The sequence below is a fragment of the Pseudomonas sp. X10 genome, from assembly GCF_054889225.1.
On the sequence record NZ_CM142677.1, the window covers coordinates 1,209,026 to 1,233,805 of the forward strand.

The window sequence follows — 24,780 nt, forward strand, 5'->3', positions numbered from 1 at the left end:
AGGCCTTTTTTCAAACGGTTTGGAATGTCAGGCATGGCACGTAGAGAGTTTTCCCACTTCGAAGCGGTATCGGCGATGGTCCCGGGCGAAGGCGGCTATAGCGCCGCGATTGCCGTGAAGAGCCTGGGCATGGGAGGCGCGCCGCGTTTTCACAAGGTGCTCGATGGGCAGCTTTTCAAGACCGCGCTGGCGGCCGATGAGGCCGCCTGTGCCGAGCTTGCGCGCCTGCAGAGCGTCAGCGACGAGGGCGAGCTGATCTGGTGATCAGCCGTTGACCTGTGGCCGGACCATCTTGAACAGGTTGCCCAGTTCGAAGTAGTCGGCCGGGCCACCACCACGCAGGATGGGCTCGGCCGCGGCGGTGTCGTAGATACCATCCTTGAGCAGATGCTCGGCGATATGCACTGCCACTACCTCTCCCAGGATCAGCCAGCTCGGGACCCGTTCCTGATCGGCACGCTGCAGTTGGACGATCTGGGTCACCTTGCACTCAAAGGACACTGGGCTTTCACCGACCCGGGGCACGCTGACCACCCGCGATGGCGCCGCGGTCAGTCCGCTCAGGGCGAATTCGTCGACCTGCGCTGGCACCGCTGCGCAGCTCTGGTTCATAGCCTCGGCCAATGGCTTGGTGGCCAGGTTCCAGACGAATTCACCGGTCTGCTCGATGTTGTTCAGGCTGTCTTTGCGCCCGACACTGCAGAACCCGATGATCGGCGGGATGTAGTTGAAGGCATTGAAGAAGCTGTAGGGCGCGAGGTTCAGGTGGCCTTCGCGGTCCTGTGAGGAAATCCAGCCGATTGGCCGTGGGCCGACGATGGCATTGAAGGGGTCGTGGGGCAGGCCGTGGCCTTTCGCGGGTTCGTAGTAGTACATCTGCGCAGGCCGGGTGGCCCTTCCTCTGGATGAACGAGGCGCTTAGTGTGCCAAGCCTTTGCCTGGCTGAAAATGATCAAGCCCGGCCGAAGCCGGGCTGGGTACTCGCATCAGCGATCAGCTGATGCGGTGAGCGTTGGTGCGGTCGAATCCGTCTTCAGCGAAACGTGCGCCGCCGGTGCGGTCGAAGCCATCTTCAGCGAAGCGTGCACCGCCGGTGCGGTCAAAACCGTCTTCAGCGAAGCGTGCACCGCCGGTGCGGTCAAAACCGTCTTCAGCGAAGCGTGCACCGCCAGTGCGGTCAAAACCATCTTCCGCATAGGTGGCCGATTGGGTTTGGGCCGCGGCGAATTCGTGGGCGTTAGTACGATCGAAACCGTCTTCGGCGAAAGCACCAGCAGCCATTACAGAAAGGGCTATGGCCAGGATCAGTTTGTTTTTCATGGTCGTTGCTCCAAGTAGATGAAGGGATGTCTTGTTTCTATGGGTTTAATGCTACTCCGATTAAATTGATATAAAAACGCAAAAATTAGCGTCTAAAAATCGATTTATTCGATGTTTGTGGCAATGTTCAGCCCTCGATCGTAGGGTCAGCCCGCTCCCGCGATTGCTTGTCAGATGTTCAGCGCTGGATTGAAGGCAAGGTTTTCACCAGCCATGACAGGGTGCCGCCCGGGGATTAATTCCGGGTTAACTGGAAATACCATTAGGGAATCAGAAGCGGAAAAAACGCTCTATGGCGCCAAGGCTGCCCGTTTAGCGGCCAGTACATAGGCAAGGCTGCGTTCGATCACTCATCGAGCGGAGTGGGCTGGTCGTTCATGGAAGGGTTGATTTGGTCGCGAGTGCTGCGGACAGCTTGATGAGGCATCTCTTCTCGAGAAGGTCGGCCAAGTGGCGGGTGGCTGTGGCCAGATCCAGCGAAGGCCATGCATGGGACGAAAAAAGGGGCGAACCGCCTGGCGGTTCGCCCCTTTTTCTACCCGTCCGACAAGATCAGTCAGTGGTGATCCGCGAGTGGGTACGGGTGTCTTTCATGAACACGTACACCAGCAGCGAGCAGGCGATGCAGGCCGTCACGTACCAGTAGAAACCGGTCTCCATGCCGATGCTCTTGAACCACAGGGCCACATACTCGGCGGTGCCGCCGAAGATCGATACGGTCAGGGCGTAGGGCAGGCCGACGCCCAGGGCGCGGATCTCGGTGGGGAACAGCTCGGCTTTCACCACGGCGTTGATCGAGGTATAGCCGCTGACGATGATCAGTGCTGCCATGATCAGGAAGAACGCGCCCCACCAGCTCTGGATGGTGTGCAGGGTGGTGAGGATCGGTACGGTGCACAGGGTGCCGAGCACACCGAAGGCGATCAGGATCGGACGGCGGCCGATCTTGTCGGAGAGGCTGCCGATCACCGGTTGCAGGCACATGAACAGGAACAACGTGGCCGCCGAGATGGTGGTCGAGTCGGTGATGCTCATGCCTACGGTGTTGACCAGGTACTTCTGCATGTAGGTGGTGTAGGTGTAGAAGGCCAGGGTGCCGCCCATAGTCAGGCCGACCACGGTCGCCAGTTCCTTGGGATGGCGCATCAGGGTGCGCATCAGGCTTTCCTTGGACTTTTCCTTCTTGGTGAAGGAGCTGGTTTCTTCCATGCCACGGCGCAGGTACAGGGCAACGACCGCGCACAGAGCGCCGATCACGAAAGGTACGCGCCAGCCCCAGGCGTACAGCTGTTCGGTGGTCAGGGTCTGCTGCAGGATGATCAGCACCGCCAGGGCGATGAGCTGGCCGGAGATCAGCGTCACGTACTGGAAGCTGGAGAAGAAGCCACGGCGGTCCTTGGTGGCCATCTCGCTGAGGTAGGTGGCCGAGGTGCCGTATTCACCGCCAACCGACAGGCCCTGCATTAGGCGGGCGATGACCAGCAGGATCGGCGCAGCGACGCCGATGGTCTCATAGCCGGGGGTCAGGGCGATGACCAGGGAGCCGGCGCACATCAGCAGTACCGAGGCCATCAGCGCGGCCTTGCGCCCCTTGCGGTCGGCGTACAGGCCCATCAACCATCCGCCGATCGGGCGCATGAGGAAGCCCACGGCGAAGATCGCAGCGGTGTTGAGCAGTTGTGCGGTGGTGTCGCCGGCCGGGAAGAAGGCCTTGGCGAAGTACAGCGAAAACGCGGCGTAGACGTACCAGTCGTACCATTCGACCATATTGCCGATGGAACCACTGAAGATCGACTTGAGACGGCTAGAGGTGGTCTTTTCCGCAGCGGGCGCAAGGGCCGCCCCGGCTGGCAGGGTGGTGGCGTTATCCATCAGAGGTAACCTTCTCGTTGTTTTTGTGGAGCGCGCCGTAGCGCAGCTTGCAGGGGCGTTTGCAGAAGCTGTGCCAACGGAAGTCATCTCGATGCTGGTCTCGCGTTTTGGCGCAGTCGGGCACCCCCTCGCGGCACAAGCCGCTCCTATGGGCAACCGCTCAATCCAAGGCTTGCAGGGACATTCTGGGAGGGGCTTCATGCCGTGATGGGCTGCACGCAGCCCCGCTTGCCGAGGCTGTGCTCACTTGGATGTGAAGGCGGTCTTGGGTGATGGATAAGCGGATTTCCGCTTATTGCTGTTGGCCTATAGGCAAGATTTCGCTCATTCGCGCTCGATGAAGTCCTCGCGGGAAATGCCGTGGCGCTGCATCTTTTCGTTGAGGGTGCGGCGAGGCAGTTGCAGGCTTTCCATCACTGCCTTGATCTCGCCCTTATGCTGGCGCAGGGCGGCACGCAGGCATTGGGCTTCGAACGCCTCTATCTGTTCGGCCAGGGATTGCCCGGCGGGGGAATCTTCGAGTGCGGGCGAGTCCAGGCCGAGGGCGTGGCGCTCGGCGGCGTTGGCCAGCTCGCGGACATTGCCTGGCCAGTCATGGCCTAGCAGCCGCGCCAGTTGGGCGCCGCCCAGCGGCGGGGCGCTGCGGCCCAGGCGTTCGGCGGCCTGGCGGGCGAAGAACTCGAACAGCAAGGGGATATCCTCGCGCCGCTCGCGCAGGGGAGCCAGGCGCAGTTCGGCGACGTTCAGGCGGTAGGCCAAGTCTTCGCGGAAGCGCCCGGCACGGGCTTCTTCGAGCAAGTCGGGCTTGGTCGCGGCGATGATGCGTAGGTCGACGTTGATGCTCTGGTTAGCGCCTAGGCGTTCCAGCTTCTGCTCCTGGATCACCCGCAGCAGCTTGGCCTGCTGGGCCAGCGGCATGCTTTCGATCTCGTCGAGGAACACTGTGCCGCCGTTGGCGTACTCCAGTTTGCCGATGCGTTTGCCCTGGGCTCCGGTGAAGGCGCCGCTCTCGTGGCCGAACAGTTCGGCCTCGAACAGCGATTCAGGGATCGCCGCGCAATTCAGGGCGACGAAGGGCTTGCTGGCGCGCGGGCCGAAGTCGTGCAGGCAACGCGCCACGCGTTCCTTGCCGCTGCCGGTTTCGCCCCGGATCAGCACGTTGACCGGCAGCGCCGCCAGGTCCAGAACCTGGCGGCGCAACTGTTGCAGGCCGTGGGACATGCCCAGCAGGGTGTTCTCCAGGCGCGCCTTGAGGTCAGCTTGTTCGTGCAGGCGCCGGTTCTCCAGCACCAGTTGGCGCTTTTCCAGGGCTCGACGCAGGCTACCGAGCAGGCTTTGCGGGCTGAAGGGTTTTTCCAGGAAGTCATAGGCGCCGTTGCGCATGGCCTCGACAGCCATTGGCACGTCGCCATGGCCGGTCAGCAGAATCACAGGCAGGTCGGGGTCGTCTGCCTGAAGCTGTTCGAGCAGTTGCAGGCCATCCATGCCGGGCATGCGCACATCGCTGATGATCACCCCGGGGAAGTGCCGTGGCAGTTGCGCCAGGCACTCATCGGCACGACTGAACAGCTGCACGCTGAAGCCCGACAGGCTCAGCCACTGTTCCACCGCCGTGCGGATACTGGCTTCATCATCGACGACGATCACTGAATTCAACATACAGGCTCCAGATCGCGGGGCAGGGTAAGGCTGAAGCGCGCGCCGCCAGGCAGGTTCTCGACCTGCAGTTGGCCGCCGGCCTCGTGGACGATGCCGTAGGAAATCGCCAGGCCAAGGCCCAGGCCTTCGCCCACCGGCTTGGTGGTGAAGAAGGGGTCGAAGACTTTGGCCAGGTCCGCCTCGGGGATACCGCCACCGCTGTCCAGCACGCTGAGGCGCCAGTGCCCGGCATCGGCTTCGATACGGATTTCCAAGCGTTTGTAGCTTTTCCCGGTCATGGCGTCGAGAGCATTGTGCAGCAGATTGATCAGCACCTGTTCCAGGCGGATTGCATCGCCCCGAACCCAGGCCGGACGCGCCAGGTACTGGGCTACTTCGACCCCTTCGCTGCGGATCCGCGCTTCCAGCAGGTGCAGGGCCTGATCGACCACCGTGGCCAGGTCCAGGCGCTCGCGCAGGCCGCCGGGGCTGTTGCGGGCGAAGGTCTTGAGGTGGCCGGTCAGCGCGGCCATGCGTGTGAGCATCTGGTCCAGTGGTTCCAAGGCCTGGCGCGCTTGCTCCACCTGGCCGCTGTCGAGCAGTAGGCGCAACGTCGCCAGTTGCATACGTTGGGTGGTCAGCGGCTGATTGATCTCGTGGGCCAGGGCGGCCGACATCTGCCCCAGCGCCGCCAGCTTGGCCGATTGCACCAGGCCTTCCTGGGCGGTGCGCAGATCGCGGGTGCGCACCTCGACCAGGCGTTCGAGCTCTTCGCGGCTTCGCTGGCGCAGGCGTGCCAGGCGCAGGCGTTGGCTGATGAACAGTAAGGCGAACACCAGACTCAACCAGATCGCCGCAGCGGCCAGCGCGGCATTGCGCCCATCCTCGCTGACCTGCGGCTTGCGCAACAGGTGCAGGGTCCAACCTTCGGTCTCCAGCGGCAGGCTCTCCCAGAGGTATTCGGTGTTGCCCTCCGGCCCTTGCACACGGCTGAGGCGGCTGTTGTCGGCGAACTGGGTGAGCACTTGATGTTGCAGGGGCACCAGCGGTTGTTTGTCGTACTGGCGGGTCTCGGCCAGTTCGGCGCGGTCGGCAACGCTCAGTGGCTGCAGTTCGCGGTAGCGCCAGCCGTCTTGGTTGGCGATGAAGATAATGCCGCGGGCATCGCTGACCAGCAGCACATCGCTGCCCTGGCGCCATTCACGTTCCAGTTCGGGAAACTCCAGCTTGACCACCATGGCGCCGAGAAAGCGCCCGTGCTCGTCGTTGACCGCGCTGGAGAGGAAATAGCCCGGCACGCCACTGGTTACGCCCACCGCATAGAAGCGGCCGCTGCCCTGGCTGCGGGTCTGCTTGAAGTAGGGGCGAAAGCCATAGTTGGAGCCGACGTAGGTGGTCGGCAGGCGCCAGTTGCTGGCCGCCACGGCGAGCCCGGTACGGTCCAGCAGTTCCAGGGTGGAGGAGTTGGCCGCGCCGTTGATGAGTTCGAGTTTGCGGTTCAGGGCATCCTGCACCTTCTCATCGACCGGCCCACGCAGGGCGTTGATCAGCTCCGGGTCCAGGGCCAGCACGGCGGGCAGGGCGCGATAGCGCTCGATCAGGGTTTGCAGCGAATTGGCGTACAGCCCCAGTTGCAGGCTGGCGCGGCGTGCGTCGGTGACCATGGCCTTGCGTTTGGCCTGGTGCATGGCCCAGCTCGCACTGAGGACGGTGCCGATAACGATCAGCAGGATGATCAACCCCAGACGCAGGGTGCGAAAGGAAAATGGCATGGTGCGGATCCTGGCTATCGGGAGGGCCTTGAGACCCTCCCTTTGGGGCGTATCGACGGTTTACAGCAGTTCGAAGTGCTGTTGTTGCACGGTCTGGGAATCGAGCCCGACTTGGACATTGAACTGGCCAGGTTCGGCGGCCCATTGCAGTTGGCCATTGTAGAACTTCAGGTCATTCTCGCGGATGCGGAAGGTCAAGGTCCGGGACTCTCCGGCCTTGAGCATGACCTTCTGGAAGTTCTTCAGCTCCTTGACCGGGCGGCTCATGGACGCGGCGACATCCTGCAGGTACAGCTGCACCACGGTCTCGCCGTCACGCGGGCCAGTGTTCTTCACCGTTACCTGGGCGTCCAGGGTCTCGCCGCGTTTGAGCGTCTGTTTCGACAGTGTCAGGCCTGACAGGCTGAAGTCGCTGTAGCTCAGACCATAACCGAACGGATAAAGCGGGCCGTTGGGCTCCTCGAAGTACTGCGAGGTGTAGTTACCCCGCTTGCCCGGCGTATAGGGGCGACCGATGCTCAAATGGTTGTAGTACATCGGAATCTGCCCGACCGAGCGTGGAAAGGTGATGGCCAGTTTGCCGGAGGGGTTGTAGTCGCCGAACAGCACGTCGGCGATGGCATTGCCGCCCTCGGTGCCGCTGAACCAGGTTTCCAGGATGGCATCGGCCTGTTCGCGCTCCCGGACCAGCGACAGCGGCCGGCCATTCATCAGCACCAGTACCAGCGGCTTGCCGGTGGCCTTGAGGGCCTTGATCAGGTCGCGCTGGCTGGCGGGGATTTCCAGGCTGGTGCGGCTCGAAGACTCATGAGACATGCCGCGTGATTCACCGACCACGGCCACCACGACGTCGGACTGCCGAGCGGCCTTGACCGCCTCGTCGATCATCACCGCCGCCGGCCGCCGGTCTTCGATGATTTCCGGTGCATCGAGGTTGAGGTGGTTGAGGTAGTCGATGACGGCTTTGTCGGCAGTGATGTTCGAGCCCTTGGCGTAGATCAGCTTGCCCTGGTCGCCCAGGGCGCGGCGGATACCTTCGCGCACGGTGACCGAATACCTGGGCCGGCCGGCGGCGCCCCAACTGCCCATTATGTCGATGGGCGCATCGGCCAGAGGGCCGACCAGGGCGATGGTACCGGCCTTCTTCAGCGGCAGCGCCTGGTTGTGGTTCTCCAGCAGCACCAGGCTGCGGCGGGCGACGTCACGGGCGGCGTCGCGGTGCAGGCGCGCCTCGGCATAGGCGTCCTGGGGATCGTCCTCAGCCTTGCCGATGCGCCGGTAAGGGTCTTCGAACAGGCCCATGTCGTACTTGGCGCCGAGCACTTCGCGCACGGCGTTGTCCAACTCGGTCTGGCTGACCTCACCGGACTCGAGCAGGCCGGGCAGCTCTTGGCCATAGAGCGAGTCGTTCATGCTCATGTCGATGCCGGCCTTGATCGCCAGCTTGGCGGCTTCGCGGCCGTCGCGGGCGACACCGTGGAAGATCAGTTCCTGGATGGCGCCGTGGTCGCTGATGGTCACGCCTTTGAAGCCCCACGCCTTGCGCAGGAGGTCGTGCATCAGCCAGGTATTGGACGTGGCCGGCACGCCATTGATCGAGTTCAGCGCCACCATCACTCCGCCAGCACCGGCGTCGATAGCGGCGCGGTAAGGGGGCAGGTAGTCGTTGTACATCTTCGGCGCGCTCATATCGACCGTGTTGTAGTCCCGGCCGCCTTCCACCGCGCCATACAAGGCGAAGTGCTTGACCACCGCCATGACGCTGTCGGCATTGGCCGGGCGCTTGCCCTGGAGTGACTCGACCATCACCCTGGAAATCCGTGAGGTCAGGTAGGTGTCTTCGCCGAAGCCTTCGCTGGTGCGGCCCCAGCGCGGGTCGCGGGCGATGTCGACCATGGGGGCGAAGGTCATGTCGATGCTGTCGGCGGCCGCTTCAATGGCCGAGGTGCGTCCGACTTTGGCGATGGCGTCCATGTCCCAGGTCGCCGCCAGGCCCAGGCTGATCGGGAACAGGGTGCGGTGGCCATGGATCACGTCGTAGGCGAAGAACATCGGGATTTTCAGGCGGCTGCGCTGGGCGGCATCCTGCATCGGCCGGTTCTCGCCACGGGTGATGGAGTTGAAGGTGCCGCCGATGCGTCCGGCGGCGATCTCCTTGCGGATCGTCTCGCGGGGCATGTCAGGGCCGATGCTGACCAGGCGCAACTGGCCGATCTTCTCATCGACGGTCATTTGCCCGATCAGGTGTTCGATGAAGGCTTGCTTGTCCTGCAAGGGCGGGGAGGCAGGCGCGGCCAGGACAGCCTGACTGGCCAGGCCGATGACAAGGCCCAGCAAACACGACTTGTTCATGAATTCTGTTCTCTAGGCCGTGGCGGTATCCACGGTGATACGCTTGGGCCGAAATTGGGAAACGGCTATTGTTCTGGGGTATCTTTCAGCCGATCAGGTCCGCCCGATCCAGCGATAGCGGCGGATTATGCCTTATATGAAACATTTGAAAACAAAGGAGTGTGCCGAACATGCAGGTCATTCAGTCCAGGTCTTTGCGGTTGTGGTTGTTGTTGATGCTCGGCAGCCTGTTGGCCGGGTGCGGGATCAACAACATTCCGCAGTACGATGAGCAGGTCAAGGCGGCCTGGGGCCAGGTGCAGAACCAATACCAGCGCCGGGCCGACCTGATCCCCAATCTGGTGGAGACGGTCAAGGGCTATGCCCGCCAGGAGCAGGAAACCCTTACCGCAGTGATCGAGGCGCGGGCCAAGGCCACGTCGATCCAGGTCGATGCCAACACCCTGGACGACCCACAGAAACTGCAGCAGTTCCAGCAGGCCCAGGCCCAGCTTACCGGGGCGCTCAGCCGCCTGATGGTGGTCGTCGAGCGCTACCCGGACCTCAAGTCCAACCAGAACTTCCTCGCCTTGCAATCGCAGCTCGAAGGCACCGAGAACCGTATCGCGGTGGCACGCCGGGACTTCATCACCGCTGTGCAGCTCTATAACACCGAGATCCGAACCTTCCCCGGGCGCATCTGGCACAGTGTCATGTACAGCGACCTGAAGGTGCGCGAGAGCTTCGAAGCCACCAGTGAGAACGCCGACAAGGCGCCTGAAGTGAAATTCTGATGCGGGCGCTCATCGTCGCCCTGTGGCTGGCAACGCTGCTGGCCTGCGGGCTGGCACGCGCCGAGCCGGTATTTCCGGCCCTGACCGGGCGGGTGGTGGACAACGCTCACCTGCTCGACGGCGCCAGCCGCCAGCAGTTGGAGCGTCTGCTCGCCGCCCATGAACAGGCCACCAGCGACCAGATCGTGGTCGTGACTCTGGCCGACCTGCAGGGCCAGAGCATCGAGGAATTCGGCTACCAGCTCGGCCGCCACTGGGGAATAGGCCAGAAGGGCAAGGACAATGGCGCGCTGTTGATTGTCGCGCCGAACGAGCGGCGCTTGCGCATCGAGGTCGGCTATGGCCTCGAGGACCGCCTGACCGATGCCCAGTCCTCGGTGATCATCAACAGTGTGATCACGCCCGCCTTCCGCCGCGGGGCCTTCAGAGAAGGCATCATCGCTGGCGCCAGTGCCATGCTCCAGGTGCTCGGTGGCGAGCCGTTGCAGGAGCCGGCCCAGGTTGTCGGTGAGCCCAGGGGGAACAAGACCCCCGGCTGGGCGGCGGGCCTGCTCGTGTTGCTGGTGATCATGGTGTTTGGCTTGGATGGCCTTGGCGATGGTGGTGGCCGAGGACGTGGTGGAGGTGGTTTTGGGGGCGGTTTCGGCGGCTTTGGTGGGGGCGGCGGGGGTGGCGGCTTCAGTGGTGGAGGCGGAGGCTTTGGCGGCGGCGGTTCATCCGGTGGCTGGTAGAACGATAACCAACGAGATAGCGATTGCATGACATTGCTCAACGAATACGACCAGCGCCAGGTGGCCGAGGCTATCGCTCGGGTCGAGCAACATACCGATGCCGAACTGGTCACCGTGCTGGCCCGGCGCGCCGACGACTACACCTACATCCCCTTGCTCTGGGCCAGCCTGGTGGCGCTGGTGGTGCCGGGGTTGCTGCATTACCTGGTCGGCTGGCTCAGTATCAACGAGCTGCTGCTGACCCAGTGGGTGACCTTCATGGTGCTGTGCCTGGTGTTCCGCATCCCGCGCCTGACCACCCGGCTGATCCCGCGCTCGGTCCGGCACTGGCGGGCCTCGAACCTGGCGCGGCGGCAGTTTCTCGAACAGAACCTGCACCACACCGCCGGCGCCACCGGTGTGCTGATCTTCGTTAGCGAGGCCGAGCGCTACGTGGAAATCCTGGTCGACGACGGCATTGCCCAACGCCTGGACAACCAGGCTTGGGCGGCCATCGTCGCGCGCTTCACCGAGCAGGTACGCCAGGGCCAGACCCTGCAAGGCTTCGTCACCTGTATCGAAGCCTGCGGTGAGTTGCTGCGCACCCATGTGCCATCGACCCATGCGCGCAACGAACTGCCCAACCGCCTGGTGATCCTCGACTGAGCCACGCCCATCGAGAAAACCTGTGCGCAGGCCGGGCATCGACGTAAAATGCCCGGCACTGCGCCCAGCGCGCCCTCCGCAATCCGAGGCACCCATTCCCGATGTCCGCCACACCCTCCGCTTCCACCGCGCCGGATGCGCGTGCCCAGTTCCTGAGCCTGTTGGACGCCAGCCTGCAGGGCAACACCCTGGTCAAGCTGGTGCTGGCGCGCCATGTCGGTGACGACGACACCTTGCAGCGCATCATTGCCAAGCCGTTGGTGGTCAAGGGGCAGGCCTGCCTGTCGCTGGTCTACCGCCACCAGACCCGCGACATCACCCGCAACCTGCCGCTGGAGCAGGCACAGGCATTGGTCGGCGAACTGCTACCTGGCAGCTTTCGCAACGCCCACTTGTTCAACCAGGACGAGGAAGTGCAGCTGACCTTCAGCAAGAAAGGCAAGCCGATGCTCAAGCGTCATGGTGCGCAGCAACCGCGCCAGGCCGCTGTGACAGAGCATGACCGGGAGAAGAAACGCTACCTGGAGCTGTCCCGGCCGTTCCTGCGCGACCTGGGTGTGACCGACCGCCAGGGCGCGTTGATCCCGGCCATGTCACGCAAGTGGAAGCAGATCAACAAGTTCATCGAGGTCTTCGACCATGCCCTGGCCAGCGCGCCGCTGGCGGCCGACCAGGCGTTGCGCGTGGCCGACTTCGGCTCGGGCAAGGGCTACTTGACCTTTGCCATGCACGACTACCTGAGCAACAGTCTGCAGCGCCAGGCCCAGGTCACCGGTGTCGAGTTGCGCCAGGACATGGTCGACCTGTGCAATGCCGCCGCCGGGCGCCTGGAGCATCCGGGGCTGGTATTCGAATGTGGCGATGTGCGCAGCGTGGTGCCCGAGGCCATCGACGTGATGATCGCCCTGCACGCCTGCGACATTGCCACCGACTACGCCATCCACACCGGTATCCGCTGCGGCGCCTCGATCATCATGTGCTCGCCGTGCTGCCACAAGCAGATCCGCCCGCAGATGCACAGCCCAGGTCTGCTCCAGCCCATGCTGCAATACGGCCTGCACCTGGGCCAGCAGGCCGAGATGCTCACCGACAGCCTGCGTGCCCTGTACCTGGAAGCCTGTGGATACGAGACCAAGGTGTTCGAGTTCATCTCGTTGGAGCACACCAACAAGAACAAGATGATCCTGGCGGTCAAGCGCAGGCAGCCGGGCGATGCCAAGCCGCTGCTGGAGAAGATCGGGCAGCTCAAGGCGTTCTACGGGGTGAAGGAGCATTGCCTGGAGACGTTGTTGCGGGCCGATGGATTGATTGCGGCGTAGTCCTTCTTGGCCTTGCTCACCTCGAACCCCGTGGCCGACACAACCGCCGCCCTCATAGCCACGATACATAACTCATTGATCTAGCAGGGACCTGTAGGAGCGGGCTTGCCCGCGAATGCGTCGGTAAATTCACGGCTGCATTCGCGGGCGAGTCGGGGTGCCGAACCGCCGCTCCCCTCAGAAAAACCGCGTCACACTGATCTTCGCATTGCGTCCCTGGGTATACACATTCTCTCCGGAGAGCTCCGGCCGCACGGCCTCGTTGAACAAGTTGTCTACCGTGAAATTGACCTCGGTACCTTTGAGATAGGGTTGTTGTGGCTTCCAGTTGGCGAACAGGCCGTGGACCTGGTAGTCGTCGTTGGCAAAGTGGTCGTAGTAACGGTCCCCCAGGGCGCTGGCCGGGCCTTCGTTGTACTTGTCGCTGGGCAGGCGGTCGCTCTTGCGCACGAACTGGGCGGTCCAGCCTACGCGGGCATCCCACGCCGGGATCTTCACGCCGAGGGTGGTGATCCACTTCGGCGCGGGGATGTCCTTGGCCCAGACGTCCGGCCCCCAAGGGTTGGTGTAGGCGCCTTCATGACGGCCGCTGATCCAGGAGAACGAGGCGGAGCCGAACAGGTAGGTCGAGTCGTAGAAGCTTTCGACTTCAAAGCCCTTGATGACCACATCGCCGATGTTGCGGTAGTTGGACATCAGGCCGTCGCCACAGGTGTTGGCGATGGTGCCGCCGGTCTGTAGCTGTTCCGCGCAGCCGATGCCAGTAGCTTTGAAGATCTCGTCCTTGATGTGGTTACGAAACAGCGTGGTACGGATTTGCACGCTGTCCTGCGCCGTGAACACATCGGAGAAGTCGGTGATGTTGCCTAGGCGCAGGGCCGTGATGCGTTCGGGGTCAAGGTTGCGGCTGGTGGCGGTGCGGCTGCCGACGCCCTGGACTTCGTATTGCTCATCCAGCACCGGAGCGCGCCAGGTCTTGCTGTAGTCGGCGAAGAAGGCGGTCTGTGGGTTGACCTTCCAGAACACCGACAGGCGCGGCGACCAGCCGCTGTAGGTCTTCTCGCTATAGTCGTGGCCGGCTTCCGGGTTGTTGTAGTAGGGCGCTTGGTTGGGCTTGCCTTCATTGACGACGTGGTCGTAGCGCAGCGATGGGGTGATGGTCACGTCGCCCAGGGTGATCGCGTCCTGCAGGTAGTAGCCCTGGCTCTGCACCTTGCCGCTGGGCATGAAGTACGGCTGGTAGTGGCCGTAGTTGTACTTGGGGACTTCATAGGTGCTGCCGGGCATCCACATTTGCGTGTCGCGGTCGTGTCGGCGTACCTGAATGCCGGCGGTCAGGGCGTGCTCCAGTGGCCCGGTGCCGAACAGGCTGGTGTTCTTCACATCGAGCATGCGGTCCTTGTACTCGGTGTCCATCTTGCGTCCGCCGGTGGCGGCCTGGAAGAAGGCGGTCGCGTCACGTTCGTCGGTCTGCTCGGTATCCGACTCGGAGTACTTGACCTCCAGGTCGATCAGCGGGTTGTCGATCGGCTGGTACTTGTAGGTGCTCGACCAGGTGGTGTCGATCGTGGTGCGCAGGGCGAGAAAGCGCTTGAGAGCGGCCTCGTAGCCATAGCGGTCGATGTTGGATTGTGTCGGCGGGGTCGGGTAGGCCGTGGATGAGAAGGGCGTCCAGCGTTCGCTCTGGGAACGCGACCAGGACAGGCCGAGGCTGTGCTCGGTGTTGAAATGGATATTGGCCTTGAACAGGCCGCCCTCCAGGTCCAGGGCGCTATTGGGTAGGCGCTTGGGGTTCACCGGGTAGCGGTTTTCCGGGTCGGGCAGGTTGTCGGCCAGCTTCATGTCGCCACCGTCACGCTTGGTCAGGTAGGCCAGGACGTCGATACGGCCATCGTCGGTGCGGCCGAATAGCGCCGAGCTGTAGGTTTGTTGGTGGTCATTGCTGGCGTAGCCGTACTTGAGCATGGCGCCGCTGTTGCGGCCTTCCTGAAGCAGGTCGGTGGCGTCCTTAGTGGTCATGTTGACGCTGCCGCCGAAGCCGCCGTTACCGGTCTTCACCGAGTGCGGGCCTTTTTCTACTTCGATGTGCTTGATCAGCTCGGGCTCGATGAAGATGGTGCCTTGCTGGTAGCGTTCGAAACCGCTCTTGACGGCGCCGTCGACGGTCATGGGCACATCTTCGGCATCCCCCAGACCCCAGATGTTGATGGTCTGGCCACCGGGTTTGGAGGAACCGCCCATGTTCACCCCGGGCAGGGTGGCGAGGACGCTGGGAATATTGCTTGGCTGGTAGCGGTCGATCTCGGCCTGGCTCAGGGTCGAGCGGCCGACATTGCTAGCGTCGACCTGCTGGCCATCGCCGACGATGCTCAGGGCGCCGAGCTGGATGCTATTGTCGGCATCAGGGTCGTCTTCGCGCACCCGTACCACGTAGGTATTGCCCATCTTGATCATGTTGAAGCGGCTGCCGGCCAACAAGCGTGCGATCGCCACTTCGGCTTCGAAGGCGCCATTGAGCGCTGGTGCCTGGGCATCGCGCAACACCGCTTCGTCGAACAGCAACTGAACCTTGGCTTGCTGGGCCAGCTGGCTCAGCGAGTGAGCCAGTGGCTGGGCCGGCAGGTCGAGCTGGACTGGGGCCGCTTCGGCCGACAGGCTCACGGCCAGGCACAAGGCGAGCAAGGTTGGGCGGGCAGGCAAGGCTTGCAATGGACGCAACGCAGACAACATGGATTTCCCCCTATACGGCGACAAAGGCCAGAAAAAACCTGCCGTTCAGCACGGCAGGCGGGGAGGAAGACGTGCGCTTGCGAAAATACCTCACCTGCGAATGAAAAATATTATCAAAAATCTATCGGCGTTCGATCAGTAGGCGGCCATCGGCCAGGTTGGCGGTCTTCACCGGCAACAGGGCTGGCAGGGCATTGAGCAGGGCATCGGGGTCATGCACGTCGAGGTTGCCGGAGACCTTGTAGCGTCCTAGCGCCGGATCGGCGAGCAGCACGGGGGCCTGGCGATAGAGGCTCATCTCGTCGATCAGGCTGGCCAGTTCTCGATTGCGGAAGCTGACATGGCCGCTGCGCCAATCGGCTACCTCCTGGTCGCCGAGCTCCTGGCGGACCAGGCTGTCGTGTTCGAAGTCGTAGGTGGCACGCTGGCGGGCGCCGAGCAACAGCGATGGATGTTGACCGCCGGACGCCTCGAAGGCCACCAGGCCATGAGCGACGCTGAGCACCAGTTCCTTGTGGCCACGGCGCAGGTCGAAGCCGGTGCCGACTACCCGTACCCGGGCATTGCCGGCATCGATGTACAGTGGACGCTCTTTGTCCGGGGCCACGTCGATGTACAGCTGGCCTTGGTCGAGGTGGATCAGCCGGCGCTCGGCGCTGAAATCCAGGCGCAGGCGGGTCTGGGCATTGACAGACAACTGGCTGCCGTCCGGCAGGCGCAGGCTGCGCATGGTTTCGCTGGCAGCCAGGTGTTCCTGGTAAGGCGCATTGGAGGCGCCGGGATTGCCGACCAGTAGCGCGCAGAGCAGCGCCGCCGCTGTGGCCAGAGCAGGCCGCCAGCGCGGCGCGCGCCGGACCGGGAACTGCACAGGCTTGTTCAATTCCTCTAGCGCTGCCAGGTCGTCCCACACCTGTTCGAACTGGCTGTAGACGCGGGCGTTTTCCGGGTCCTGCCGCCAGCGGGCGAACGCCTTGCTGTCGGCCTCCGATGGGGTGTTGTGGTTACGGGCAAACCAGCTCGCCGCCTGGGCGTCGGTCGGGCGCTTATCGATTTCGTCGGAGGGGTTCATTCTGGTCGCTCCCTGCCGTTGTCGCTGTCCAGGCGTTGTTTGCAATGCAGTAGGGCGGCGGCGATGTGCTTTTCCACCATGCTTACGGAAATGTTCATGCGTTCGGCGATCTGTGCCTGGGTCAAGCCTTCGAAGCGGTGCAGCATAAGGGCTTCGCGGCGTCGCGGCGAGAGTTCGGCGAGCACTTGCCTGAGCTGCTCCAGGCGTTGCAGCCGCTGGGCATGCTCCAACGGATCGTTGGCCGGGGCTGCGGGGTGTTCGGCGCCAGTGTCGTTTTCAGCCAGGACGCCGTGGCGGACCTTCTGCCGGCGCCAGTAATCACTGAGCAGGTTGCGCGCCATCTGGAACAGGAAAGCCCGTGGTTGCTGGACCTGTGCCCGTTCGCGGTAGCCCAGCCATTGGGTGAACACATCCTGGGTCATATCGGCGGCATCGCTGGCATTGTCCATGCGCTTGCGCAGGAAATGCAGGATATCGGCGTAGAACCCACGGCAGGAGTCATGGGCGACAGGGTCGGGTTTGAGGCGTTGCATGCACGCTTTTCCGGAACGGGCCAGAGAGAAGGGTGCGGATGTTAACGAGAATAATTGTTATTTGCTATGGGGTCTTGAACAACCACTCAACGACGCTTGCCATGGTTGGGCGGTACATCGATCTCTTGCCCAGGACGGCCCAGCGGGTGGCTGCTGGCGTCGAAGAAGTACAGAGGCAAGTCTAGGGTATCGCTGAACTGTTGCCTATAGTGCTGTTTCTGGCTGACGACCGAGGCCTCGCCCAAGGGGCGGATGGCGATGGACAGATGCGCCGGGCGCGCTTGTTTGATGGCCTGCAGCAGGTGTTGGTCGGCCTTGCCTAGGTGCTGGCCGAACAGGCACAGGCCTTGGCTTTCGCGGGCCAGTTCGCCCAGGCACCAAGACAGGTAGTCTGAACTGCGGATGGCCCGTAACTTGTCGTCGCTGCTGCTCTCGTTGATGAACAGGGGAACCTCGCCTGGGGTGTTGATGGCGAAGCCGTCGAGCAGTTCGCTGCCTTCGGCGCTGCGTTGGCGCGTGGTGCCATCGGCCTGCTTGAGCAGGTGCAGACCGCCGTGGAGGTAGAGCAGGCGCGTGCCCTCGACGAGGGTGCGGCGCACGTCGAAGAAGCCTTGGTCGTCGAACAGGTTGGCGAACCCTTCAGGCTGATGATCGATGGCCCAGTGGCACAGCAGGTCGTAATTGCTGGTGTAGACGCTGCGGTAATTGCGCAACTCGCTGTTGAGCGCCTGCAGGGTGTCGGCAGGCAGTAACGGCCAGGGGATGTGCAGGCTGCGCACGGCGTGGATCAGCGCTTCCTTGATGGCGTAGTAGCGGTTCAGCGGCGCGGTGGAGCTGATTGCCAGGGCGGCGTTGGCCCGCACCGTGGTATTCAGGGTGCTGAGCACCGGTTCGAACAGCTCGGTGCCCAGCGCCTTGAACAGCGCCTGGTCACTCACCCCCAATGCCTTGTAGCGAACCTGCTGGGCTTGCTCGAACAGCGAGAAATAGCCGAACAGCTTCCACAGCGCGCGGCTGGCGCCATTGCCCAGCAGCAGGGCGTGGCAAGGGTAGCGATCGTTCAGCTCCGGCCAGGAAGGCAGGTGGGCGTCGAGAGTGGCGTGGGGCATGGGGGCATCCGTGGGCATGGCGAGCAAACGCCGCGACTTTAGCATGTCATGGGTTGTGTGCGAGGCTGGCGGTGCAGGGCAAAGCCTTGCCATGGACAGGCGCGGACTTTGGCTCTTGCGTCAATGCTGCAACCCCAGGACAGCGGTAAAACAGGAGAGCGATGAACAGGATCATTCAGTGGGCCATGAGCACATTACTGGTGGCAGCATCGGCCAGCGCCGAGGAAAACAAGGCCTTGGCCACCGTCCAAGGCATCCCCTATCCCGCGGTGATCGCCCATCGCGGCGCTTCCCATGACGCGCCGGAATCCACGGCGCCGGCCTACCTGCTGGCCCGTGAACTGGGTGCCGATTACCTGGAGCTGGACTTGCAGCGCACCCGTGACGGCGTGCTGGTGGCCGTCCATGACGATACCCTGGAGCGCACCAGCGATGTCGCCGAACGCTACCCCGAGCGGTACGACAGCCCGGTCAGCGCCTTCACCTTGGCGGAGCTCAAGGCCCTGGACGCCGGCAGTTGGTTCAACGAAGCCTATCCTGAACGCGCCCGGGCATCGTTCAGGAAGCTGCAGATCCTGACCCTGGACGAGGTGTTGGACATCGCCGAGGGCAATCCCGAGCGCCAGCCGGGGCTGTACATCGAGACCAAGGTGCCGAGCCAGTTCCCCGGTATCGAAGAAGACCTGAGGGCGCGCCTGCAGGCCCGTGGCTGGCTGGACCGGCCAGGTCGGGTGGTGTTGCAGACCTTCGACCGCAATAGCCTGGTGCTCTTGCACAAGGCCATGCCGCAAACCCCGAAGGTCCTGTTGCTGTGGGTCGGCAAGGGTTATATCGAACCGGCTTCGGGGCAGAGCTTTGCCGAATCGGGTGAGGACGACAAGGCGGCGTTCTACGCCCGCCAGCAACCCAGGGACCGCGCGGAATTCGAAGAATGGCTGGACTTCGCGGTACAAGCTGGCGCCATCGGCACTGGCCCCTCGGCGGCGCGCACCGGCGGTGGCGAACAGAGTTATGCCGACCTGATCCAGCCCTGGATGAACCAGCTCAGCCATGACAAAGGCCTGCTGGTGCACGTCTACACCCTGGACGAACCCGTGGACTTCGAGAAGGCCATGGCCGCCGGAGTGGATGGCCTCTTCACCAACCGCGCCGGTGCCTTGCTGCGTTACTACGGGCGCCCCGTCGAGCGGAGCGAAGCGCAACTGTTGCGCAGCCTCGGTTATTGAGGTGCTGGCAAGCGTAGGATCACATGTGTGAGAATGATATGAATTCCTATTAGTGATATTCATTCACCTCACGCTCAATGACTGCCCTTTCCATGCCCTGGACCCGCGGCACGCCGGCCTTCCAGGCGGTCGTCCACGACTTGCTGGTCAATTACAGTGACCTGCGCCGCTACCTCTGTGGCCGCCTGCGCAACCCCCACGATGCTGCTGACATTGCCCAGTCCAGCTTCGCCCAGGCCTATGCTCATGCCTTGAACGCCCCGGTGCTCAATGCCCGGGCGTTGTTGTTCCAGGCCGCGCGCAACCTGTGCATCGACCAGTACCGGCGGCGCAGCACCGAGCTGGCCGCGCTGGAGGACTGGCTGAACCGGGCCGAGCTGCTGAGCCCGAGTGTGGAAGAGATCATCATCGCCCGCGAGCAGTTGCAGCAACTGATCGAGCGCATCGAACGCATGCCGCGCCTGCGCCGCGAGGTGTTCGTGCGGGTGCGTCTGCACGGGCAGAGCCACCGTGAAGTGTGCGAGGCCCTGGGGCTCTCGGCCAAGTCGGTGGAGTTGCACATCGCCCGTGCCGTGTTCGACCTGTCGGAACTGCGTCTGGCTGGCCGCCATGGCTGAGCCGGTTTCTCCGCGCAAAGTGCAGCAGGCACTGGCCTACCTGGCGGCGCTGCACAGCGACGATCTTGACCGTGTGCGACAGGTCAGCGGCCAGGTGCAGCGCTGGCGAAGTAAGAGCGAGGAGCATGAACTGGCCTGGCAGGAGGCCGAACAGCGTTGGCAATTGGTACACCGCCTGGCCCCGCAACTGCGCGGTGCAGTGCAGCCTGAACCTTATGACCCGGGTCGTCGGCGCGTGCTGCGTCAGGGCGGAGCGCTGGCCGTGGTGCTGGCCGCCGGTGGCTGGCTGGGCTGGATGTTCAAGCGTACCCAGCCTTTCGAGCAAGACCTGCAGACCGCCCATGCCGAGGCGTCGCGCAGCCTCGGCCTACCGGACGGCAGCCAACTGCTGGTTGCCGCCGAAACCAACCTGCGCGTGCGCTACAGCCATGGTCAGCGCGAGGTGTTGCTGTTGCATGGCAATGCCTACTTCGACGTCGCCCACGAGTTGTTGCGGCCATTCCTGGTCAGTACCCGCCTGGGCATGGTGCAGGTGCTGGGTACGGCGTTCAGCGTCACGGACCGGGGTGTCGGGGTGCAGGTGGCGGTGGCCCGCGGACGGGTCCAGGTACGTGACCTGCAGGGGCGCGAACAGGTGTTGCAGGCTGGAGAACGCATCGGCCTCGACGACCAGGGCCGTCTCGGTCCGCTGCAGCAGGGCGCTCAGTTCGGCCCTGACGTGCGCTACTGGCAACGCGGCTGGTGGTCTTTCACCGATACGCCATTGGACGAGGTGATTGCCGAGCTCAATGCCTACGTAGAGCAGCCCCTGGTGGTCGATCCTGCGGCCGCCAGCCTGCATCTGACGGGCAGTTTCCCTAGCCATCAGCCCCAGGTGCTGCTCGAGGCGCTACCGAGGGTGCTGCCGGTCCGCCTGGTCGATCAAGGCCAGCGGCGTCTGGTGCAGCGGCGCTGAAATCGGCGAAAAAGTTTTGAGGGGTAAAGCGCTGCGACGCCGTCATCAGCAGTGAACCCCTCTTTCTGCAAGGACAGACCATGTCGCTTTTCTCCGCCCAGGCCACCCGCCCGGCCGCTCTCGCGCTGTTCCCCGGCACCCTGCGTCGCCTGGCGCTGGCCTGCGCTCTGGGCAGTGCCAGCCTGTTGCCGACTGCCGTAGCCCTGGCCGACAGTCGGCCCATTGCCCTGGACCTGCCGAGCCAGTCCCTCGAAGCCACGGTGCATGCGCTGGCCCATGAATCCGGCGTGGCCATCGCCGCTGACAGCCGTTTGCTCGCCGGGCGCAGTGCTCCGGCCTTGCAGGGCCGCTACACGGTGCTGCAGGCACTCCAGCAACTGCTGCTCGGCAGTGACCTGGCGGCGGTCGAGGAGAACGGCGTGATCATCCTGCGCAGCACGGCCGAGGAAGGCGCGCTGACGCTCGGTGCCACCAACATCGACGCCAACGGCCTGGGCAGTGACCTGCCGGAGGCCTACAGTGGCGGCCAGGTTGCCCGTGGCGCACGGGTGGGTATGCTGGGCAACCGCGACATCATGGACACCCCATTCAACATCAGTGCCTACACCTCGCAGAACATCGAGAACCAGCAGAGCGGCACCGTTGGCGCTGTATTGCGCAATGACCCGTCGATCCGCTTCAGCACCGGCGAAGGGCATGCTTACGAGAACTTCATGATCCGCGGCTATGCGCTGGACTCGACCGAACTGGCGCTCAACGGCCTCTATGGCCTGGCGCCGGATGGCCATGTGCCGACCGAGTTCCTCGAACGGGTCGAAGTGCTCAAAGGGCCGGGCGCGTTGCTCACCGGCATGGCGCCCAATGGGGGTGTCGGCGGGGTGATCAACCTGGTGCCCAAGCGCGCTGCCGAGGCGCCACTGACCCGCCTGACCACCAGTTATGTCTCCGACGGCTACTGGGCCGAGCACATCGACCTGGGCCGGCGTTTGGGGGACGAGCAACGTTTCGGTATTCGCTTCAACGGCGTCTATGGCAGCGGTGACACTGGTGTGGATGGGCAATCCAAGGACCGCACCCTGGCCTCCCTGGGCTTGGATTATCGTGGTGACGGCTGGAAGCTCGAGCTGGATGCCTACGAAACCCATGAGAAGCTCGACAACGGCAGCCCGATGATGGCCGGCTTCAGCAAGCTGGGCTACGTGACCAAGGCGCCCAAGCCTGACACCAATATCCTCGAGGGTATCGATGCCAAGCAGGTCAGCAAGGCCGTGGTGCTGCGCGGCGAATACGACCTCAACGACGATTGGACCGCCTTTGCCAGCGTCGGCAGCGCACGCACTCGCTACAAGGGGTTTCTCAACGGCACCCGGGTGATCGTCACCAACGCCAACGGCGATGCTAGCGGCGAAACCTATAACCAGGCCGGCTACACCCACAGCCTTTCCACCGAAGCCGGTGTGCGCGGCAACTTCATGACCGGCTCGGTCAGTCACCAAATGGTGCTCAGTACCACGCTGCTGCATCAGAACATCGGCCGTGCGGCTACGGTCACAGGTCCCAAGTACGTGACCAACATCTATCATCCGGGCAAGCCGGTCATTGCCGGCGACCATGGCTCCAGCGACAAGACCGGTGACAACACCCTGTCCAGCTTCGCCGTGGCCGACACCCTGGGCTTTATCGACGAGCGCGTCCTGTTGACCTTGGGCGTACGGTCGCAGCGGGTGCGGCAGAAAATGAGCAATCCATCCTATGACGAGCGCAAGCTGACCCCGGCCCTGGGCCTGGTGCTCAAACCGTGGGACGCGCCGGTCTCGCTGTACGCCAACTACATCGAGGGCTTGACCCAAGGAGGCATGGTCACTGACCAGGCGGCCGCCAACTATGGTGAGCAGTTCGCTCCGTACAAGGCCAAGCAGGTGGAAGCCGGGGTCAAGTGGGACCTGGGCGAGTTCACCCATACCCTGGCGGTGTTTCAGATCGAGAAACCGAGCATGATGCTCGACAGTGCCAGCAACCGGTACACCGACGATGCCGAGCAGCGCAACCGTGGCGTCGAGTGGAACATGTTCGGCTCGCTCACCCCGAATGTGCGCCTGCTCGGTGGCGTGACCTACACCCGCGCTGAACTTACTCGCACGGCCGACGGTACCTTCGATGGCAACACCGCACGCGGTGTGCCGGCTTGGTCGGCCAACCTCGGCGCCGAGTGGGACACTCCCTGGGTCGAGGGCCTGACCCTGACTGCCCTGGGCATCCACAGTAGCTCGCAGTACCTGGATAGCGCCAACCAGTTGAAGATCCCGCAGTGGACCCGATACGACCTGGGCGCGCGTTACAGCACTAAGGTCTTGAGCAAGGCGGTGATGCTGCGCGCCAGCCTGGAGAACGTGGAGAACCGAGCCTACTGGGCCGGTGTGTTCAACGACGGCTACGCCACGGTCAGCGAGCCGCGCACCCTCAAGCTTTCCGCCAGTATCGACTTCTGAGGTGATCATGCACAGATTCACACGCCTGGGCTGCGCCCTGGTCCTGGCCGCGACCTGCGCTGGCAGCGCTATGGCTGCGGGCCGCCCGCTACTGCAACCTGGGCAGACCGTCAGCGGCGATACCGCCGGGGGCCAGCCAGTCTGGCGCCTGGCGCTCAAGGCCGGGGATTTTGTACGGGGTCGGGTGGAGGGTGATATCAGCCTGCGTTTGCTCGATGGCCAGGGCCGTCCGCTGCGCCTGCTGATCGATGGCCTGGACCAGCCACGGGACTTCATGTTCGTCGTCGATCATGACGGCGACTATGGCCTGCGCGCCGAGGCACTGAAGATCCGCCCTGATGCCCGTTTCAGCTTGAGCCTGAACCAGGTGCAGGCAGCCAGCGCGCAGCGTCATAGGGCTGCACCGCTGGCCAGCCCGGTCTTGCGCGAACTGGTCCGTGAACTCGAAGCGGGCAAGGACACGGATGCCTTCTGGCAAGCCCGCGCCGACCAGGGCACGCCACTGGTCGAGGCCATCCCAGGCAAGCCGCAACAGCGCTTGGTGACCTTCCTCTGGCGGGGTGCCCGCGACAATGTGCGGGTATTCGGCGCACCCTCGGGCAACCATGATCCGCTGCTACGGCTGGGTGACAGCGACGTCTGGTACCGCAGTTTCGAAGTGCCGGCCGGCGCTCGCTTGAGCTACCAGATGGCCGCCGATGTACCGTCATCCGATGATCGCCGGGTGATACTCGCCACCACCCGGCGCGATCCGCTCAACCCCAACACCTTCGCCGATGCCAGCGGCGACCCTTGGCTGTCGCGCTCGCGCCTGGAACTGCCCGACGCTGCGCCGCAACCCTGGGTGGCTGAGCGGCCAGGCGTGGCGCGCGGCAGCCTGGAGCGCCAGCGCCTGGCCAGCAAGTTGCTGGGCAACGAGCGCGATGTCTACCTGTACCGCCCGGCGGGCTGGCGCCCGGGCAAGGCCGACCAGAGCCTACTGGTGCTGTTCGACGCCCATGCCTACACACGTCAGGTGCCGACCCCGACCTTGCTGGACAACCTGATTGCCGACGGCCTGATCCCACCGACCGCCGCCCTGATCATCGCCAACCCAACCGACCTCAGCCGCCAGCAGGAACTACCCCCAAACCCGCGGTTCGCCCGCTTCATGGCTGAAGAGTTGATGCCCTGGGCGCGGGGCCATGGCCTCTCGGCCCCCGCTTCGCGCACCGTGATCGCCGGGTCCAGCTATGGTGGCTTGGCCTCGACTTACCTGGGCCTCAAGCATCCGGAGCTGTTCGGCAATGTGCTGAGTCTCTCGGGGTCTTACTGGTGGGCCCCGGAAGGCATGGAGCCGGGCTGGCTGACCCGCGAGTACGTCAAGGCAGCGCGCCAGCCGTTGCGCTTCTACCTGCACTCCGGCCTGTTCGAGGGGCCGAAGATCCTCGACACCACCCGGCATATGCGTGATGTGTTGCTGGCCAAGGGGTATGCGGTCGAACAGGTGGAGTACCCTGCCGGGCATGATTACCTGCAATGGCGCGGCAGCTTGCCGTGTGGGTTGATCAGCTTGATCGGGAAGGGCAGCGCGGCGGTGCCGGAGGCCTGTGTGCCTAGATAGGAGCCTCCCCGAATGACACCGGTGTTT

At 63.8% G+C, this 24,780-nt stretch carries 20 protein-coding genes; 10 read left to right on the plus strand and 10 right to left on the minus strand.

The window, feature by feature from the left end:
- Window positions 1-24 precede the first annotated feature (24 nt).
- Window positions 25-264 (plus strand): hypothetical protein, encoded by a 240-nt coding sequence (locus ACYU03_RS05665; RefSeq protein ID WP_461888729.1) that lies wholly within the window; start codon window positions 25-27, stop codon window positions 262-264.
- On the opposite strand, the gene ACYU03_RS05670 is transcribed toward ACYU03_RS05665, so the two are convergent.
- The 6 genes from ACYU03_RS05670 to bglX all read right to left on the minus strand — a co-directional run bounded on the left by ACYU03_RS05670 (window position 265) and on the right by bglX (window position 8,954).
- Window positions 265-876 carry a flavin reductase family protein gene (locus ACYU03_RS05670; RefSeq protein WP_461888731.1) on the minus strand — a complete coding sequence of 204 codons (612 nt, stop codon included), beginning with the start codon at window positions 874-876 and terminating at the stop codon, window positions 265-267.
- Window positions 877-993: 117 nt separating this feature from the next.
- Window positions 994-1,320: a hypothetical protein gene (locus tag ACYU03_RS05675; protein WP_461888733.1), complete on the minus strand. Its 327-nt coding sequence runs from the start codon at window positions 1,318-1,320 to the stop codon at window positions 994-996.
- A 552-nt stretch (window positions 1,321-1,872) separates the two neighbouring features.
- Window positions 1,873-3,192 carry an MFS transporter gene (locus ACYU03_RS05680; RefSeq protein ID WP_461888735.1) on the minus strand — a complete coding sequence of 440 codons (1,320 nt, stop codon included), beginning with the start codon at window positions 3,190-3,192 and terminating at the stop codon, window positions 1,873-1,875.
- 324 nt (window positions 3,193-3,516) lie between these two features.
- Window positions 3,517-4,851 carry a sigma-54-dependent transcriptional regulator gene (locus ACYU03_RS05685; RefSeq protein WP_461888737.1) on the minus strand — a complete coding sequence of 445 codons (1,335 nt, stop codon included), beginning with the start codon at window positions 4,849-4,851 and terminating at the stop codon, window positions 3,517-3,519.
- Window positions 4,845-6,602: a sensor histidine kinase gene (locus tag ACYU03_RS05690; RefSeq protein WP_461888739.1), complete on the minus strand. Its 1,758-nt coding sequence runs from the start codon at window positions 6,600-6,602 to the stop codon at window positions 4,845-4,847. The genes ACYU03_RS05685 and ACYU03_RS05690 overlap by 7 nt, the downstream gene beginning before the upstream one ends.
- A gap of 60 nt (window positions 6,603-6,662) precedes the next feature.
- Entirely contained in the window at window positions 6,663-8,954 is a 2,292-nt protein-coding gene (bglX, locus tag ACYU03_RS05695) for a beta-glucosidase BglX (protein WP_461888741.1), read from the minus strand.
- Between the two features lie 170 nt (window positions 8,955-9,124).
- Here bglX and ACYU03_RS05700 point away from each other — a divergent pair, with 170 nt between their 5' ends.
- From ACYU03_RS05700 to ACYU03_RS05715, 4 genes are all read left to right on the plus strand, one after another.
- Window positions 9,125-9,727, plus strand: coding sequence for a LemA family protein (locus ACYU03_RS05700; protein WP_461888743.1), 603 nt, complete (start codon window positions 9,125-9,127; stop codon window positions 9,725-9,727).
- Window positions 9,727-10,458, plus strand: a complete 732-nt coding sequence (locus ACYU03_RS05705; protein WP_461888745.1) for a TPM domain-containing protein — start codon at window positions 9,727-9,729, stop codon at window positions 10,456-10,458. Before ACYU03_RS05700 ends, ACYU03_RS05705 begins: the two co-directional genes overlap by 1 nt.
- 27 nt (window positions 10,459-10,485) lie before the next feature.
- The gene (locus ACYU03_RS05710) at window positions 10,486-11,103 is read left to right on the plus strand and encodes a TPM domain-containing protein (protein WP_461888747.1); all 618 of its coding nucleotides are present in this window, start codon (window positions 10,486-10,488) and stop codon (window positions 11,101-11,103) included.
- Window positions 11,104-11,204: 101 nt separating this feature from the next.
- On the plus strand, window positions 11,205-12,422 hold the full coding sequence (locus ACYU03_RS05715; RefSeq protein WP_461888749.1) for a class I SAM-dependent methyltransferase: 1,218 nt from the start codon (window positions 11,205-11,207) through the stop codon (window positions 12,420-12,422).
- A gap of 177 nt (window positions 12,423-12,599) precedes the next feature.
- On the opposite strand, the gene ACYU03_RS05720 is transcribed toward ACYU03_RS05715, so the two are convergent.
- The 4 genes from ACYU03_RS05720 to ACYU03_RS05735 form a co-directional block, all read right to left on the minus strand.
- The gene (locus ACYU03_RS05720) at window positions 12,600-15,152 is read right to left on the minus strand and encodes a TonB-dependent receptor (RefSeq protein ID WP_461888751.1); all 2,553 of its coding nucleotides are present in this window, start codon (window positions 15,150-15,152) and stop codon (window positions 12,600-12,602) included.
- A gap of 121 nt (window positions 15,153-15,273) precedes the next feature.
- Window positions 15,274-16,221: a FecR family protein gene (locus ACYU03_RS05725; RefSeq protein WP_461888753.1), complete on the minus strand. Its 948-nt coding sequence runs from the start codon at window positions 16,219-16,221 to the stop codon at window positions 15,274-15,276.
- Window positions 16,218-16,754, minus strand: coding sequence for an RNA polymerase sigma factor (locus ACYU03_RS05730; protein ID WP_461888755.1), 537 nt, complete (start codon window positions 16,752-16,754; stop codon window positions 16,218-16,220). The genes ACYU03_RS05725 and ACYU03_RS05730 overlap by 4 nt, the downstream gene beginning before the upstream one ends.
- 86 nt (window positions 16,755-16,840) lie before the next feature.
- Window positions 16,841-17,863 carry a DUF4917 family protein gene (locus ACYU03_RS05735; protein WP_461888757.1) on the minus strand — a complete coding sequence of 341 codons (1,023 nt, stop codon included), beginning with the start codon at window positions 17,861-17,863 and terminating at the stop codon, window positions 16,841-16,843.
- Window positions 17,864-18,048: 185 nt separating this feature from the next.
- Here ACYU03_RS05735 and ACYU03_RS05740 point away from each other — a divergent pair, with 185 nt between their 5' ends.
- The 5 genes from ACYU03_RS05740 (at window position 18,049) to ACYU03_RS05760 (ending at window position 24,753) form a co-directional block, all read left to right on the plus strand.
- On the plus strand, window positions 18,049-19,089 hold the full coding sequence (locus ACYU03_RS05740; RefSeq protein ID WP_461891404.1) for a glycerophosphodiester phosphodiesterase: 1,041 nt from the start codon (window positions 18,049-18,051) through the stop codon (window positions 19,087-19,089).
- A 92-nt stretch (window positions 19,090-19,181) separates the two neighbouring features.
- A complete protein-coding gene (locus tag ACYU03_RS05745) occupies window positions 19,182-19,706 on the plus strand; it encodes an RNA polymerase sigma factor (protein ID WP_461888759.1) in 525 nt (174 codons plus the stop codon).
- Window positions 19,699-20,661 (plus strand): FecR family protein, encoded by a 963-nt coding sequence (locus ACYU03_RS05750; RefSeq protein WP_461888761.1) that lies wholly within the window; start codon window positions 19,699-19,701, stop codon window positions 20,659-20,661. The genes ACYU03_RS05745 and ACYU03_RS05750 overlap by 8 nt, the downstream gene beginning before the upstream one ends.
- Before the next feature lie 80 nt (window positions 20,662-20,741).
- Window positions 20,742-23,150 carry a TonB-dependent receptor gene (locus tag ACYU03_RS05755; RefSeq protein ID WP_461888762.1) on the plus strand — a complete coding sequence of 803 codons (2,409 nt, stop codon included), beginning with the start codon at window positions 20,742-20,744 and terminating at the stop codon, window positions 23,148-23,150.
- 7 nt (window positions 23,151-23,157) lie between these two features.
- Window positions 23,158-24,753, plus strand: a complete 1,596-nt coding sequence (locus ACYU03_RS05760; RefSeq protein WP_461888764.1) for an alpha/beta hydrolase-fold protein — start codon at window positions 23,158-23,160, stop codon at window positions 24,751-24,753.
- Window positions 24,754-24,780 lie beyond the last annotated feature (27 nt).

Excerpts from the sequence above, each read along its gene's own strand:
- ACYU03_RS05665 (WP_461888729.1), top strand. The coding sequence starts at position 25 with ATGTCAGGCATGGCACGTAGAGAGTTTTCCCACTTCGAAGCGGTATCG.
- ACYU03_RS05670 (WP_461888731.1), bottom strand. The coding sequence starts at position 876 with ATGTACTACTACGAACCCGCGAAAGGCCACGGCCTGCCCCACGACCCC.
- ACYU03_RS05675 (WP_461888733.1), bottom strand. The coding sequence starts at position 1,320 with ATGAAAAACAAACTGATCCTGGCCATAGCCCTTTCTGTAATGGCTGCT.
- ACYU03_RS05680 (WP_461888735.1), bottom strand. The coding sequence starts at position 3,192 with ATGGATAACGCCACCACCCTGCCAGCCGGGGCGGCCCTTGCGCCCGCT.
- ACYU03_RS05685 (WP_461888737.1), bottom strand. The coding sequence starts at position 4,851 with ATGTTGAATTCAGTGATCGTCGTCGATGATGAAGCCAGTATCCGCACG.
- ACYU03_RS05690 (WP_461888739.1), bottom strand. The coding sequence starts at position 6,602 with ATGCCATTTTCCTTTCGCACCCTGCGTCTGGGGTTGATCATCCTGCTG.
- bglX (WP_461888741.1), bottom strand. The coding sequence starts at position 8,954 with ATGAACAAGTCGTGTTTGCTGGGCCTTGTCATCGGCCTGGCCAGTCAG.
- ACYU03_RS05700 (WP_461888743.1), top strand. The coding sequence starts at position 9,125 with ATGCAGGTCATTCAGTCCAGGTCTTTGCGGTTGTGGTTGTTGTTGATG.
- ACYU03_RS05705 (WP_461888745.1), top strand. The coding sequence starts at position 9,727 with ATGCGGGCGCTCATCGTCGCCCTGTGGCTGGCAACGCTGCTGGCCTGC.
- ACYU03_RS05710 (WP_461888747.1), top strand. The coding sequence starts at position 10,486 with ATGACATTGCTCAACGAATACGACCAGCGCCAGGTGGCCGAGGCTATC.
- ACYU03_RS05715 (WP_461888749.1), top strand. The coding sequence starts at position 11,205 with ATGTCCGCCACACCCTCCGCTTCCACCGCGCCGGATGCGCGTGCCCAG.
- ACYU03_RS05720 (WP_461888751.1), bottom strand. The coding sequence starts at position 15,152 with ATGTTGTCTGCGTTGCGTCCATTGCAAGCCTTGCCTGCCCGCCCAACC.
- ACYU03_RS05725 (WP_461888753.1), bottom strand. The coding sequence starts at position 16,221 with ATGAACCCCTCCGACGAAATCGATAAGCGCCCGACCGACGCCCAGGCG.
- ACYU03_RS05730 (WP_461888755.1), bottom strand. The coding sequence starts at position 16,754 with ATGCAACGCCTCAAACCCGACCCTGTCGCCCATGACTCCTGCCGTGGG.
- ACYU03_RS05735 (WP_461888757.1), bottom strand. The coding sequence starts at position 17,863 with ATGCCCCACGCCACTCTCGACGCCCACCTGCCTTCCTGGCCGGAGCTG.
- ACYU03_RS05740 (WP_461891404.1), top strand. The coding sequence starts at position 18,049 with ATGAGCACATTACTGGTGGCAGCATCGGCCAGCGCCGAGGAAAACAAG.
- ACYU03_RS05745 (WP_461888759.1), top strand. The coding sequence starts at position 19,182 with ATGCCCTGGACCCGCGGCACGCCGGCCTTCCAGGCGGTCGTCCACGAC.
- ACYU03_RS05750 (WP_461888761.1), top strand. The coding sequence starts at position 19,699 with ATGGCTGAGCCGGTTTCTCCGCGCAAAGTGCAGCAGGCACTGGCCTAC.
- ACYU03_RS05755 (WP_461888762.1), top strand. The coding sequence starts at position 20,742 with ATGTCGCTTTTCTCCGCCCAGGCCACCCGCCCGGCCGCTCTCGCGCTG.
- ACYU03_RS05760 (WP_461888764.1), top strand. The coding sequence starts at position 23,158 with ATGCACAGATTCACACGCCTGGGCTGCGCCCTGGTCCTGGCCGCGACC.